The following is a 14,488-nucleotide window of genomic DNA, read 5'->3' as shown; positions in this document are numbered from 1 at the left end:
TTTAGAGCAAAATCCCTAAAATAGAATAATTCTACACACCTGGCTTATTGCCTGTTATATGCACTATTCTTACCGATAATTTACGCAATAAAAACCTAACTATCCTTTCATTGGTCATGACTCAAATTGGTTGATAGATGTTAATATAGCCACCTGGTTTCTGATGTTTTTTAACTCATGGCTACTATCTAAGTTCAATGTCGTTTCTGTAATAAAACAGAGCCCGTCCGTGAACATGGAAAAGGGCATTCTGGCTTTCCTCGTTTCAGGTGTATCGAATGTCGAAAGGGCTTTCAACTCGATTAAGTTTACGAAGCCCGCAAGCCAGATGTAAAAGAAAAAATTGTCGATATGTCAATGAATAGCTCTGGAGTTAGGGAAACAGCACAAGTGTTGAATGTCGCATACAACACGGTATTGAGCACTTTAAAAAATCTCGCCAAGGTAAGTAACCTCAATACCTTTCGATAGAGCAAATATAAGACTAATTTGTAAACTTGAAAGGCTAGCTGCATTGGTTGAGGAATATGAGGAAAAACACTTCCCCATTTAAGAACTGCAACACACCTTTGCCCCAAAATAATTTGGCGTTCAATTCCGACTACCTTCTTAAGCCAGTTCTTAACCTACTTTTCCTAATAGTTGATTAACGTCTTTATTTGGCATAAATAGCCATAGGTAAGATGCTTTATTCCTTTGCATTAATTTCTAAACAACTGATAGGTAACCTTTTGGTTTTTCGGTGTATCATATTTCTATATAGTTCAATGAAATCAAATGAGTTTCTATCTATTCGTTTAAATCAAGGGAAGATACTATGGCTGCAAATCATGTCGAACATTCAAGGGATTGGTTTAAGATTAAATCTCTTTTGGAGCTATCCACACGAGCGTCAACTGATTCGCAAAAATTCTACAGTTTAGAACAGCAGAAAGAAGCTGAAGAATTAGCAAAGTTTTTAATGCACTCATCACCTACGATAGAACCTTTAGACAGAGATACAGTATCAGAGCTTCTCAATGGAACTAAGTTATGGGATCGGAATGGTGAACTTGTATCGATTAGCAAAGGAATAAAACTTGAATATTTAGAAGAGTGCTGTCTTGTAATGTTCGAGGCTGATTACCTTTTACTCACCTGTAACTTAGAACACGACCTTGAACGGCAAGTTGATGACTCTCTAGTTCCCGTAATAGAAACTCTTAGAACTTTACAACATATCCAGTGCGGTCAAGAAGGATATAAAAAAACCAATCTCTGCGTTTCAGAAGAAATATGGGACAAAGAATTCAATAGCAACTCCCCTTTGCTTTCCTATGTTAAGAAAGAAGATAACTCGTATGTATTTAATGGCAGAGAACATAACCTTAACCAGCTAATTAGTACCTTTTTATGGCAAAAAGTACTTGCTAAATCCGCTAGTCCTACAGAAGCTTTCGAAAAATGGCTACAAATCATGCGATTAACATGTAGCAGTGCTTTCCCAGTTCTTAAGTATGTGATTTCAGAAGTGGAGTACAATACGTATACTCTTGAATTACAAAAACACTTATTAGCTCTTCCTGTCCCTAAAAATTTATCCCGTTCCATATCAAACAGTAACCATTTTTCTGGAGACATTCTCAATTACACGCAAACTATAAACATATCATGTGGAAATTCACAAGCAGAGAGTAATAGTGTAGACAGATATGTGAAGGAACCAAGGAGAAACGTAGTTACAAAAAGCTCCCTGTCATCCTTTCGTTCTAATTCACCACGTCAGATTAGTAAAAATAAGTTTTCTCAGATTCAGGAGCATTTGGAAAGCAGAACTTATTACGAAGGAGTCGGATACTTTTATGGTTGGTTAATTTCGGATTTTTTAGAGGAAAGCATAGGTATCGATAACCATTCGATATATTACCCTAATATGCTAATAGAACTGATTGAATGTTCGTTGGTGCACCCTTTACTTAATCATCTGCTTTTCAAAGATTTATTTAGGTTTCGATTATTACCTAAATATTTCTGCATACTCCTCTCTCGAATAGATACATGCAATTTCGCAATGTTTTGGTTTGCACATTTCTATGGTGACATTTCAAATCAGATTGAAAATCGGGGTGTTGTGGAAGACTTAGAGGTTTCTATCTCTAAAAGATACGCAGAAACGAATTCTGAAAATACTGATTGTAATCAAGAGTTTCTTGATATCGTTCTTGTTTTAACTGACAAGCTAGATCTATATAGAGATAACTTTAAAGATTCAATTTACTACACGTTATTTGATAACTTTCTAAAGCATCAACATCCTAATAAAATACTATCAATGATTGATATTATTAAAAACGTGGATTTAAGCGAACATGCTTATCCGACCCCAGCGATTTTTAATCTCCGTAATAACAAGTATTTCTTGTTATGGTGGCTATATGATTTCATCGATAGGAATTCGCTTGATACTGCTCAGGTGCATATAAGTGAATTAGTTAATCTTATTACTAATGAGCTAGAGCATGACCTAAGATTAACTCTTGAAGGGGGAAAATCAAACCTAGATGCTTCAATCCTTATTAAACAGTTTCCTTGGTACAAATTAGTTATTGAAGATAATGTAGAACGGCTATTGTCGATTTCTAAAAGGCATAAAACCGATTGGTCATCTGCTCTGCTATGGACAAACGATTCACAGTATAAAGCCAAAGGAGCTATAAGCTGTTACTTTCAAGTACTGATGGTGATTGCAAATCATGACTCTTGCCAACATTTAAGTAAACTGCATAAAAGAAACATATCTATCGTTGACAATTTAGGCTTCGATACTAATGAAAGAGTCGGATTATTTCGCACTTTTGGAGTTGGTGCTTACGATCTATGGCCTGATTTCTGTGTTTACATAAACAAAATCGATGACTCAGACTTCGAAGACTTTCTTGATTCAAATGACGAGACCCTAACAAACTCACAGCTTTTCCAATTGATGGAGGCTTGTATTCATCCTGCAAGAAAAGAGCTTATCAAATCAGCAATTACAAAATTCGCAATAAACAATATTGATAACAGCTCTTTGGATGTTTTAGAAAAAACATTTGTATCAGCCTACCGTGCTTCTGAGTTTGATCTGGCTCTGACCGTTCTTAATCAAGCTAGTCATGAACTGAATGAAGGTAGGTTCAAAGATCAACACCATCACCTCTTTGCTGAAAAACGCCAATTGATAAAGTGTTATCAATATAAATTAGACGTTACATTGTTGGCTATTAATCAAGACGAATATACCCCTGATTTTCAAGCACATATTAACGATATCCCTATTCCATTCACCTATAAAGAGAAAAAATATTACAACGAATGTGAATATTTTAGACGCTACTATCTAGCATATTATCTAATCGAACATGATACCAAAAATAGCATTCTTATTTTGGAAGGACTGGTCGAAGATACTAGTAACCCAGAACATCTTTTAATGCTGTTACATGCGTATCTTGCTAACCATCATGATGCTTCAAATATAACTTTGATTCGAAATGCTTTGTCAAAAGTAGAACAATCGGCAAAAGCGCAATGGTCTGTTATCTCAAGTTATCCATTACCTTGGATATCTGGAATACTGCATGCTTACTGGACAATTGATGACATCAGTTCAATGAGGGAAACATGGGAACTATTGAGCTCAGCTCAGAAATTTCTTCCTCAGTTACTTACACCTTACTGTGAATTACTACTCAAGCATAAGTTGATAAAAGAAGCAGATATAGCATTTTCAGCTTATATTATATTCCTAGGTCAATACGAAGCACTCTCAGATGAATTAGAAAAAATCAACGACACTATAATGAATGCTTTAGCGAAGGAATCATCTGCTACGCAATATCTCGATCGTTTTGCAGAAAGGAATCAAAGAAGTCCTGAGCAACTAGCAAATAGCTTTAAACTGATTAACGGTAGTGATGTCGAAACATATGTGAAGATAATAAATAACAGCTCTGTTGAAGAGTATTTAGTTGAAACAGTTTCTTCAGTCTCTAAAGAATTGCTTAGCCGCAGTAAAAATATTTACATACCTGTCAAAAATGACGAATCCTCATCTGGATACTCTAGTAAGCCAGCAAACGAAGATCGAATTAATCAATGGTTTTGTAGTCTTTTTAACATGAGAGAAAAAAGCTCTCCACTTCATATTTCGGATCAAAGTCAAATAGGTAGTTCATCTTCAGGTAAAAGCTATGGTGAGGTGGATGGTGTCATAGTAGATAACAATCAAAGTAGACGTATTGCGTTATTTGAAGCATTTCGCCTTCTTAAATGGGGTACTACCGATATCAATGAGCATATGGATAAGTTGGCGGGGTATGCTCAAGAGGGCTTTAATACGATATTTGTTGTCGTATATGCATTCGATAAAGATTTTGTCACCCTATTAGATAAGTATAAGAACCACATAAAAAACCGTCAGCACAAAGGCTTTACCAAAGCAAAGAGTTATGCTCTTGAAACTGTAAATGGTGAAGATTCAGATACCTTTTGGATGGGAAAAGAAGAACTTCAGCGTGGTAACGTTACAGTTTCGATTTATCACGTCGTCATTAGCTTTTATTGTGAATAAAGTATTGAACCATAAACTTGTTCAAAGCGGTGGAATTTTCCCATACATCTTTTCATGCAAACTGGATTTGTGTTATTTCTATTCGTAACACGAAATAGTCCAAAAGCTTGCTGGCGCAGTTCAAAGTAGACACTTGCTTTGGGTTACTCGACTCCGAGTAACTTTATTGCTATGTTTCGCAAAATATATGGAGAATCTCCTGCGCGTTATTTTTCCAGATGCCGTGCAGAGTAATGTATTGATCGGCTGGGGTAAAAATGAAAACCAAAATAATAATGTCGTTTCTACTCGCTTCATTGTGTGTCAGTGTCAGCGCCAGTACGAATGAGCCGAAATACCATTCTGCGCTAACAGTCAAAACGGCATTCAGTGAAGACAGAGACAAGCCTGTAGAAGTCTACTACTGGTATCCCACAACGAATGAAAAAAACAACTTCACGTTTGGTAGGGGTAACATTTTTAAATCAGTCGAAACGCAGTTAGATGCCCCGTTAGCAAGTGGAAAATTTCCCGTTGTGCTTTTGTCGCAGGGCGGAACACGGTCAGCATTTTCCCATAGTGGTTGGATAGCCTCGAGCCTGGCGCAACAAGGTTATGTCGTTGTTGTACCAAAGCCTCCTGCACCGAACGAAATCAATGCAGAAATGGCTGTTGATGAAATCACATTCAGAACCAGTGAGTTGGTGCTTGGGCTGAACGAATTAAGTTCGGTCGGGATACTGTCCGGAGGCGTAGATACTGATGCAGTGCAGGGTGTCGGCTTTTTTCTGGGCGGGACATCTATGCTGATGCTCTCCGGAGCGCAAATAAGCCCGGAAAAATATCGAACATCGTGCCACAACGTCACCAATGTAGACTGTCATTGGTTACGTGAAAATAACGTTGATATTACCAACATCCCGGATCAAAAATTCCCCCGATTTCAGTCTGAAAGCAAACTGAAATCGGTCGTCGTTATCAACCCTGAGCTAACGAAAACTTTTGTCCCTGAAACTTTGGCCTTGATGAAAAATACCATCACCGTGGTGACGCTTTCTGATCGGGTACATCCCGCACTGACACCAGCCGAATCACTTGTTGCTCTTCCCAATGTGACATTTCAAGAGATTCCCAGTGCGAGTCAGTTTAGTGCGTTCGCAGAATGTACTGAGCGTGGCATTAAAATTCTCGCATCAGAAGGGGAGGAAGCACTTTGCCAGGAGCGTGACGAGGTTTCCAGAAAGGACAATCACCAGCAAATTTTGGATGTAATTCTGGCTAGCTTAACAAAGTCATAAGAGTGCAACAATGCGGAGCTTTCTTACACATTGTGTGCTTGGGCCAGCAAAGCGAGAAGTAAGTTTTTCAGGTTTGTCCCCACAACATATTGCAAGACATACTGATGACTGTATTACTTGCCTTAATTAAGTACTTGTACCAGCATTTTAAAACTCAGAAGAACACACAAAATACCAACGATTTTCTTAAGAACTTTATTTGGGAAATACTCTGCGCAACGCACGCCGAGGCTAGTAGTTAAGTAGCTGCTAATGGAGAAGCTGATCATTGCAGGAAGGTATATGTATCCTAATACTAAGTTGTTCCAATCTGTATTTTCCCATCCGTTTAACATGTAACCGAGGCTTCCTGATAGCGCGATAGGGAAACCTATCGCAGCAGAGGTGCCAATAGCACGTTTTACCTCAAAATTTTGCTGGACAAGATAGGGGATGATCAAGCCCGCACCGCTTATAGAGACAAGTGCTGATACAGAGCCAATCACCGAGCCTACAGTGATATTACCGATAGCCCCATGTGGGTTCGGGTTGTACTCATTCTCAGTGTTGCGAAACATCTTATAAGCTACATACAACATGAATACGCTGAAAAAACCTGCCAGATAGATCCCCTGTAGATACGATGCTACGAATGTGGCGCAAAATGTTCCGACTAGAACTCCGCTCAACATTTTTACTACCATTGTCGAGTCTACATTTTCTTTTTTGTAGTGAGCGCGCATGCTGCCCAATGTTGTAATAATCATCGAAGCCATTGATGTCCCTAAGGCAAGATGGACTACTTCCGTATCAGCTATTCCCTGTAGTGAAAACAGAAACGCAAAAATCGGGACGGCCATTCCACCACCACCCACACCAACGAGTCCAGCGAGAAAGCCGATGCCCAAGCCTGCTGTAATGTAATAGATAATAAAGATAGGTTCGTTCATGATGGTTCTGCCTTCGATAAAATGGTCGTTGCTAAAATGTTACTCGAACGCTAACTTGCTATGGTAACGTTAAGAGGACAGAAAATAATGAATAATGGCCAAAATGGAATTGAGTAAATAAAGTGACAAACTCTGACTACAGCGAATGGAAAAATGGAGCCGCACTGATCGCTAAGGAGTGGCAGCATGAAAGGAGCGACTTCAACCATTTGGATCAACGGCCACATAATTGGCACAGTCATCATCGAGGCCAGCTACTGTGTATAGATGAAGGGCTAATTCAGGTCAAAACCGATGAAGGAACGTGGATACTACCCCCTCACCGAGCTGGTTGGATCCCCCCGGGTGCGATGCACAGTGTTTATTTTTGTGGTTCTCTGAAAGGTCGTTCATTACTGTTTACTCCAGAGAGTTGTGAGCGGTTTCCAATGAGACCTTGTGTGATCCAAATGAGCGATGTGTTGAAAGCCCTATCGGTTAGAGCATCGATATGGAGCAAAACAGACGATCTATCCATACAGTTTTTACGTATTCTTGCCGTAATATCCGATGAAATCGTCAATAGCCCTCATGAGTCACTCCACATCCCACTGCCCAGAGATCCGAGACTGCAAAAAGTTACTCAAGCGATTTTAATAGACCCAAACAGCAAACATTCTGTGGAGCATTGGGCAAAGATCGGGGCAGTCTCATCTCGGACATTAAGACGATTGATTCGAAGTGAGTTAAACATGAGTTTTAGTGAATGGCGGCAACAAGCACTGCTAATACATTCGTTAGAAATGATGGCTCGCGGAGAATCCGTAGGAGCGGTTGCACATGCTTTGGGTTATTCGACGCCCAGTAACTTTATCGCGATGTTTCGTCGGGTCTATGGCGATTCACCCACGCGTTACTTTTCGAGTCGTGGCATATAGTTGCCAAGAGCTTACCTAAATTAGGTTCGTTTTTATGTACTGAGGCTTTACATACATTTACTCACCCAACATAAGCAATTGCTTCTAGCTTCTTTCTGCCCCAAATGAGCTGAAATCAATTTCGAAGTGGATAATAGATTTCAAGATTTTTAAATATTTAATCTAATGGAAGGCAAGACCACACTCCTACGGTTATTGACAACATAAAGGGGGGGAGAATGTTCATTCCTTTGCTTTAAATGTACTTCAAAATTACCCGTTCAACTTGTGCCATACAGGCTCTTTATCGTCTCCCTCAACCACACGATTTTAGGGTTCTTGTTATTGCGTTTGTGCCAAATCATAGTAAATGGAATCAGTAGCTTGTGCTGATAATCTTCCGCAATGGGGATAGGCAACGCTATTAAGTTGGGGTGAAGCTGTTCGCAGTATCGCTGACAATATTTTGGTGCTGTGGTTAACATTTGATGATCGGGCTTTTCTGCAACAAATAAAGCTTGCTCGAAACTCGCCATCGTTAGGCTAACGTTTCGAGTGTGTCCCTGCTCAGCCAAGATCTCATCCAATGCCCAACTGTCATTTTTCTCCCATGCTACATTGATGTGGGCATAGCTTAAGAAAGTATCTAAATTCCACTCTTGCTTGAGTGCAGGATGATCCTTGCGGACATACACCATAGGTAAATCCGAGAACAGCACTTCGAAATTAATAAAATACGGGAGCAGTTCTAACGACTCTTTGGAGCGAGGATGGCTTTCACGGCCAGTAAAACCAATATCCACTTCACCGCTGGTAATGGCGTCTAACGAGTCGTAATCCCAGTTATGGAACTTTACCGTTGAGTCTGGGTAAAAATCATGGATTCGTTTGGTCAGTTCATCCGCCATGATGAGTGACAATGGCGACTCTACTCCAAGATGAAATTTAACCCCGCTTGGCGCATCATCACCTCGGTGTGAAACAATCTGGTTACCGATCTGCATCCAGTCTGACAAAAGCACTTGCACGTTTGTCGCGAGATTTGTTGGTTTTAGGCCTTGCGGCGTATTCACAAAAAGCGGGTCATCAAACCAAGCGCGCAATTTGCCTAAAGACTTACTCACGGTTGAGGGAGTTACATTAAGTTTTTTCGCCGTTTTCGTAACACTCTGCTCTTGCAGTAGCAATTGCAGAGTGAGCAGTAAATTAAGATCAAGTCGGGCAAGAGATTTCTTCATGAGGCTCACTAACGTTCTGATTTGGAAATAATAATATTATGGAGAGTCCAATAACGCTACTAGCAACCAACGCTATCATTAACATCATCACAGCCGACACACCTAACGTCGCCATCAACCAAATGTAAAGCGCAGAACAAGAAACCTGCCCTATGCCAAGCATAGAACTTGCCTGACCAGCTTTACGAGAAAACTGACTTAGCGCCTGATTCATCGCCACACCAAACCCCATAGGGAAACTCATGCTGAGCAGAGTGAACCCTACCATATAAAGTGTCGGACTATCGCTATTCAAGTGAGCCGCGAGAATAACGATAGCCGACAGGAAATTGGTCATTTGTGCAGCGAACATCAATGTGGTTTGTTTGAAGTAAGACAGAGCAAATGGGACTGAAAACGATGTAGTCATACCAACCATCGCGAGTAGTGCCATCGTGGTTGAATATTCGCCTCGAGTAAAACCAATCGAATCCATTATTATCATTGGTGACGTATTTACATAAGAGAGAATCGCTGTGACGCCTAAAGATGTATAAATAACGCGCGATATAAAAAAACGGTTATATAGTGATTCGTTCGAATCTTCACTCATATCTAAAAGTGTGCGCTTGGTTTTAGGCAAGGTTTCTTTTAAGACAAAGCAAGCAATTAAGCCTATCGCAATACCCATCATCGCCATGGCAGTGAATAACACGGGCCACGGAAACTTGATCATAATCAGATTGCCGATCACGGGGGCAAGTACTGGGATAGAACAGATAATTCCATTGAGCATCGACAGAACCTTAGCTCGCTTTTGCTCACCTAAAGTGTCGCGCAAAATGGCGAAGGCCACTACGTAGCAACATGCGGCACCTACACCTTGAAAGAAGCGCATTATTAGGAAGCTATTACTGGTCTCAGCAGAGCCCGCGAACATTGATGCAAGGGTAAAAATCACTGCACCCCAAATGGCAACAGGTTTGCGTCCAAAACAATCAGCAACTCGCCCAACAAAAATCATAGTCGATGCTAGACCAGCAAGGTAAATAGAAAAAGCAATATGAAGTTGTGATTCGCTTGCAGACAGGTCATTGGCGATTTGTGGTAAAGCAACCAAGTAGAGATCTATTGCCGTAGGATAAAGCAGCACAAAGGCGAAGCTACATATCAGATATCGGGGTAAATTAATTTGTTCCATTACTACCTCGTGAAGGAATTGGGCTTACGAGCATGATATGCAACATTACTCATCTTGGCGCGTTACCTTTCTGACAACAGGTATTTCCATATACGACATCAGCAACGATTGTGGCTACAGCAGTCAAACTTACACTGAGAAGAACCGTGGTATCGGGTGAAAGCAATCTATACAACCGAGTCCACAATAGACCACGATGGACATTATGTATTCTGCTCTCAAAACCGAAGGTTTAGATAGTATGATTAAGCCTTTCAAGCGGAGTTGGTCTGTCTCTGCAACCTTAATTTTTCCAAGATACAATGTGTTTTGGCTTTACAGGAGTCAGACTGGCCTGGCTCCTTTTTCCCAGTGTTCGTCGCGAACGCTACCATCGTGAGTTGTAGAGCCTTAGTTATAGAAACCATTAACTCAGTTAGTGAAAGGAGATTCCAGCTCCCTATAGTGCTTCTCTCACCAATCTTCTGTTTGGGCCATTATCTCTAACATCCAGACGCGAAATAGCATAAGATACACGGCCTTTACTAGCACTGAGCCACTCATCGTAATGACAGATAAAACACAGCAAGCGACATTTGCCGATCTTGGCCTGATTCCAACCTTAGTCGAGCGACTAGAAGCGTTAGAATACAGCCAACCGACGCCCATTCAATCTCATACCATTCCTTATATCCTTGAAGGGAAAGACATTGTTGGCGGTGCCAATACGGGCTCTGGTAAAACCGCTGCTTTTTCGCTGCCAATTCTGCAAAAAATTGTTCAGCAAGACGAAACAAATCATCGCCGTGGTAACTTCGTTTCTCACCTGATTTTAGTTCCAACTCGTGAGCTGGCATCACAGGTGGCATATAACGTCAAATCTTACTCATACCATCTTAGAGATAAGATCAAAACGGTTGCCGTATTTGGTGGTGTGTCGGTGAACCCACAAATGCTGGCGCTTCGCGGTGGCTGTGACATTATCGTAGCTACGCCAGGTCGATTACTTGATCTGGTATCCAGTAACGCGATTAAGTTGGACCAAGTAAAAACGCTCGTGCTCGATGAAGCTGACCGTATGTTGAGCCTCGGATTTACCGAAGAACTCAATAAGATTCTTGCGTTACTGCCAGAGAAGAAACAGACGCTGTTATTTTCTGCTACTTTCCCTGATAAAGTCACGACGCTGGCTCAGCACTTGCTCCGTGACCCTGTTGAAGTTCAGTTGCAGAGCGCAGAAGCCAGCACTTTGGTGCAACGTGTGTTTAGTGTAAATAAAGGTGAGAAAACGGCGGTACTTGCGCACTTAATCAAACAGCATCAGTGGCGACAGACTTTGATTTTTGTGAATGCTAAGAATGCCTGTAACCATTTAGCTCAAAAGCTGTCAAAACGCGGTATTACTGCTGAAGTTTTCCATGGTGATAAAGGGCAGGGCGCTCGTACTCGTGTACTTGACGGTTTTAAGTCTGGCGAGATTCAAGTTCTTATTGCCACCGATATCGCAGCACGTGGCCTTGATATTGAAAAGCTGCCAGTGGTGATTAACTTCGATCTCCCGCGTAGTCCTGCTGACTATATGCATCGAATAGGGCGTAGTGGTCGTGCTGGTGAAGTGGGTCTAGGGCTATCTCTTATCGATTACGATGACTACCACCATTTCAAAGTGATAGAAAAGAAAAATAAGTTCCAACTTGAACGTGAGCAGGTAGAGGGCTTTGAAGTGGAAGACGACCAAAGTGAAGCCTACTTTTTACCGATGAAGCCGCGAGCAAAGCCAGCAGGTACGGGTAAAAAGAAGAAAAAGCGTAATCAATAGAAAACGTAAACTACATGTGAGTTTACTTATGGGAGGCGTTGGAGAAGGGGGCGCACTAGCTTGAGTATTCTCTTCTAGCCATTTCTTTAAAGAACAATAGAGCCTTGCTGGAGCTACCAGTAGGGCTCTATTGCTTTTCAAGGTTATGTACTATCGACGCGTCGGACGTCCACGAGGTGAGCGTTTTTTAAATGCGGATGCAGCTTTAGCTTGTGACTTGAGGATAGAGTCAACGGTTAGCGGCATTGGCTCTTTAGGTTCAAGACCATGAGGGAACGTACGAGCTCTCGGTGGTAAATCATATTCTTCTTCACTTGCGCGTGGCATGCGCTTAAAGCGATAAAGGTAAAAGTTTTCTAATTTTTCTCTCGCCCATTCGGTCTTCTTTAAATACTTCACACTACTTGCAATCGAAGGCTTAGTGTTAAAGCAATTAAAGCGCATTGCTGTATCTAGAATGTCCCAGCCATAAAAATCCACCAACTCTTGCAACATAGTTTCTAGCTTTAACCCGTGCAGTGGGTTGTTTCGTTGCAGTTCGATTCTTTCTTCGTCAGTCATCATTTTAGGGGCCTTACTCATCAAAGGGTGGAGTTTAGCAAAGTATACATTACAGAGATATCTATAGTTAGGCAGCGATGGTTTGGGTTGCAACTCGATTTGATGTTGTTAGTGCGTACTTGCATGAGCAAAATTAACCAATTACCTGTGTGAATACGGATATGTTTTTTCTACCTTGAAAAGCACAGGTGGAGTTGCGGCTGTTCCTCTTGTTGAATTGCTGTTCAAAAACTCTCACTAAAGATCAGCGTACTCTAATGCAATGTTAAATCTTTGTGTAATAAGTGAGATTTTTGTTGTCCTTTTACTAATGTCTAATATTCCTACCGATAGCAACACATGCTTAATAGGTTCAAATCAAAAATTAGCCATACCGCTTTCTTGGTGTGGTCTCGATGTTTGATGTGGGTGTTGTCTCGTATTGGTCTGTATACCAAGCGAAACTCTAGTTGGCATAGTTCAACGTTGAAATATAACAAAGGATAGCTCAATGTCTGACTCAAGTAAGACCTTTTACAGGGATGTGCGCAAAAAACCGCATGAATTTGAAAGTCGTGAAGACTTTCTAAACCATGATTTAACCATCATGAGCTTTCGTCGCTGGGGTATTCATTTGCCATCACGTGATTACAGTATTGAAATCGAAGACTGGGTGCCTGCATTAGCCGCAACCATTGGTAAAGTGGTGATGGTCACCGCCATGGTTGCTGCCTTTGCTGCTCAGTTCGGTTTATCTCCGGAGTTCGTTGCAGAAAACGTGCGTTACGAATTGCTTATCGCGGGTGCTCTGTTCGTTATTTTGTTTTCTGCCATCCTAAACCCGAATGCAAACCTAGCCGGTACCCACGGCCCAATGATACCGCTGATTCCCATGATTGCTGCTGCAGGAGGGCATCCTCTGGCGCTTGGCTTGATGGTATGTGCTTTTGGCTTAATTCTCGCTTTGACTAAAGGCGGTTCTAAACTCATGACCTTGACTGGCATTGGAGTTCGAGGAGGGTTATTGATCTACCTAGGCGCTGTTGGGTTGCTCGGACAAATTAATAAGACTGAGGCGTGGGCTGCAAGTACAGACCAAGGTTACATTTCGTTTGTTGTCATTGGTCTAACGGTTATGGTTTATGCCTATCTAGCTAAGATCAACAAGCGTTGGTTGGCAATTCCACTGTGTTCTGCACTCGCGGGTATTGTTGCTTATTTGATGGGCGCTGAGTTTGCTTTTACCACAGAACCGGGCCTGCCTAATTTCAGTCCATTCTACTGGTGGGGTGAAGATACAGGCTGGCAGCTAGGCTGGCCAACCCTAGAGCACTTTATTGCCGTGACTCCATTTGCGCTACTGGCAGTCGCTATGTGGTCCCCTGATTATCTCGGCCATCGTGTGTTTCAAGAACTTAACTACCCAAAAGAAGCAAAAGGCGTACTCATGGATGTCGACGACACGATGGTCGGAGCGTCTGTTCGTCAGGGAGTTGGCTCACTATTAGGTGGCGGAAACCTAGCTTCTTCTTGGGGAACGTACATGATTCCAGCCGCAATTGCTAAACGTCCTATTCCAGGTGGCGCACTGTTAACGGGTTTCATGTGTATTGCCGCCGCGGTAATTGGTTACCCTATGGATCTAGCGATGTGGGAGCCTGTTCTGCGCGTTGCTTTGATTGTCGGTGTATTCTTACCACTTCTTGAAGCGGGTATGCAGATGATCCACAAGCATAAAGATTCACTCAGTGCCGGTATCTGTATTTTTGCCTGTGCATTCGTTAATCCAGTCTTTGGCTGGGCAATCACGATGCTACTGGATAACCTTGGACTTATCGGCGACCATGAGCGTGCCAACGAACTCTCGAGAAAAGATAAATACCTGATTCCTGGTACTGCATTTATCGTCTGTGCAGGCTCCCTTGCTGTCGTTGGTCAGCTTCCGGGTATTCCTGCTCTGGTCGGTTAATCGAATTATGTTCTAAAGGACTAGTTGGAGTGGTAAGTAAGATGGCTTTCTCAAGCTATGCCTATTTCTC

10 protein-coding genes and 1 pseudogene are annotated in these 14,488 nt (G+C 41.7%); 7 read left to right on the top strand and 4 right to left on the bottom strand.

The window, feature by feature from the left end; translation table 11 throughout:
- Positions 1 to 177 precede the first annotated feature (177 nt).
- The 3 genes and pseudogenes from CBX98_RS09740 to CBX98_RS09725 all read left to right on the top strand — a co-directional run.
- Positions 178 to 445: pseudogene (locus CBX98_RS09740) on the top strand (IS1-like element transposase); the annotation flags it as partial.
- 372 nt (positions 446 to 817) lie between these two features.
- Complete coding sequence (locus CBX98_RS09735) at positions 818 to 4,591, top strand: hypothetical protein (RefSeq protein WP_109169094.1); 3,774 nt, start codon at positions 818 to 820, stop codon at positions 4,589 to 4,591.
- 257 nt (positions 4,592 to 4,848) lie between these two features.
- Entirely contained in the window at positions 4,849 to 5,868 is a 1,020-nt protein-coding gene (locus CBX98_RS09725) for a hypothetical protein (RefSeq protein ID WP_109169093.1), read from the top strand.
- 122 nt (positions 5,869 to 5,990) lie between these two features.
- On the opposite strand, the gene CBX98_RS09720 is transcribed toward CBX98_RS09725, so the two are convergent.
- The gene (locus CBX98_RS09720) at positions 5,991 to 6,797 is read right to left on the bottom strand and encodes a sulfite exporter TauE/SafE family protein (protein WP_109169092.1); all 807 of its coding nucleotides are present in this window, start codon (positions 6,795 to 6,797) and stop codon (positions 5,991 to 5,993) included.
- 122 nt (positions 6,798 to 6,919) lie between these two features.
- Here CBX98_RS09720 and CBX98_RS09715 point away from each other — a divergent pair, with 122 nt between their 5' ends.
- Entirely contained in the window at positions 6,920 to 7,714 is a 795-nt protein-coding gene (locus tag CBX98_RS09715; protein ID WP_109169091.1) for a helix-turn-helix transcriptional regulator, read from the top strand.
- Positions 7,715 to 7,974: 260 nt separating this feature from the next.
- On the opposite strand, the gene yidZ is transcribed toward CBX98_RS09715, so the two are convergent.
- Both yidZ and CBX98_RS09705 read right to left on the bottom strand, forming a co-directional pair.
- On the bottom strand, positions 7,975 to 8,931 hold the full coding sequence (gene yidZ / locus CBX98_RS09710) for an HTH-type transcriptional regulator YidZ (RefSeq protein ID WP_109169090.1): 957 nt from the start codon (positions 8,929 to 8,931) through the stop codon (positions 7,975 to 7,977).
- Positions 8,906 to 10,111, bottom strand: a complete 1,206-nt coding sequence (locus CBX98_RS09705) for an MFS transporter (RefSeq protein WP_109169089.1) — start codon at positions 10,109 to 10,111, stop codon at positions 8,906 to 8,908. The genes yidZ and CBX98_RS09705 overlap by 26 nt, the downstream gene beginning before the upstream one ends.
- Positions 10,112 to 10,148: 37 nt before the next feature.
- Between CBX98_RS09705 and CBX98_RS26785 the strand changes: the two genes are divergently transcribed.
- Together CBX98_RS26785 and CBX98_RS09700 are read left to right on the top strand one after the other, a co-directional pair.
- Positions 10,149 to 10,271, top strand: a complete 123-nt coding sequence (locus tag CBX98_RS26785) for a hypothetical protein (protein ID WP_258663106.1) — start codon at positions 10,149 to 10,151, stop codon at positions 10,269 to 10,271.
- A 387-nt stretch (positions 10,272 to 10,658) separates the two neighbouring features.
- Positions 10,659 to 11,909 carry a DEAD/DEAH box helicase gene (locus CBX98_RS09700; RefSeq protein ID WP_109169088.1) on the top strand — a complete coding sequence of 417 codons (1,251 nt, stop codon included), beginning with the start codon at positions 10,659 to 10,661 and terminating at the stop codon, positions 11,907 to 11,909.
- 150 nt (positions 11,910 to 12,059) lie between these two features.
- Here the strand turns inward: CBX98_RS09700 and CBX98_RS09695 are convergent, their stop codons facing one another.
- Positions 12,060 to 12,473, bottom strand: a complete 414-nt coding sequence (locus CBX98_RS09695; RefSeq protein WP_005391068.1) for a VF530 family DNA-binding protein — start codon at positions 12,471 to 12,473, stop codon at positions 12,060 to 12,062.
- 487 nt (positions 12,474 to 12,960) lie between these two features.
- Here CBX98_RS09695 and CBX98_RS09690 point away from each other — a divergent pair, with 487 nt between their 5' ends.
- Positions 12,961 to 14,418: a DUF3360 domain-containing protein gene (locus CBX98_RS09690; RefSeq protein WP_109169087.1), complete on the top strand. Its 1,458-nt coding sequence runs from the start codon at positions 12,961 to 12,963 to the stop codon at positions 14,416 to 14,418.
- Positions 14,419 to 14,488 lie beyond the last annotated feature (70 nt).

This window comes from Vibrio sp. T9 (assembly GCF_003123985.1).
In the GTDB taxonomy this organism is placed as follows: domain Bacteria; phylum Pseudomonadota; class Gammaproteobacteria; order Enterobacterales; family Vibrionaceae; genus Vibrio; species Vibrio diabolicus.
This window is presented reverse-complemented; position numbering and strand designations above follow the sequence as displayed.

Bases quoted from the DNA above. Each gene is read 5' to 3' on its own strand.
- CBX98_RS09720 (WP_109169092.1), bottom strand. From the start codon at position 6,797: ATGAACGAACCTATCTTTATTATCTATTACATTACAGCAGGCTTGGGC.
- CBX98_RS09725 (WP_109169093.1), top strand. From the start codon at position 4,849: ATGAAAACCAAAATAATAATGTCGTTTCTACTCGCTTCATTGTGTGTC.
- CBX98_RS09700 (WP_109169088.1), top strand. From the start codon at position 10,659: ATGACAGATAAAACACAGCAAGCGACATTTGCCGATCTTGGCCTGATT.
- CBX98_RS09735 (WP_109169094.1), top strand. From the start codon at position 818: ATGGCTGCAAATCATGTCGAACATTCAAGGGATTGGTTTAAGATTAAA.
- yidZ (WP_109169090.1), bottom strand. From the start codon at position 8,931: ATGAAGAAATCTCTTGCCCGACTTGATCTTAATTTACTGCTCACTCTG.
- CBX98_RS26785 (WP_258663106.1), top strand. From the start codon at position 10,149: ATGCAACATTACTCATCTTGGCGCGTTACCTTTCTGACAACAGGTATT.
- CBX98_RS09705 (WP_109169089.1), bottom strand. From the start codon at position 10,111: ATGGAACAAATTAATTTACCCCGATATCTGATATGTAGCTTCGCCTTT.
- CBX98_RS09690 (WP_109169087.1), top strand. From the start codon at position 12,961: ATGTCTGACTCAAGTAAGACCTTTTACAGGGATGTGCGCAAAAAACCG.
- CBX98_RS09695 (WP_005391068.1), bottom strand. From the start codon at position 12,473: ATGATGACTGACGAAGAAAGAATCGAACTGCAACGAAACAACCCACTG.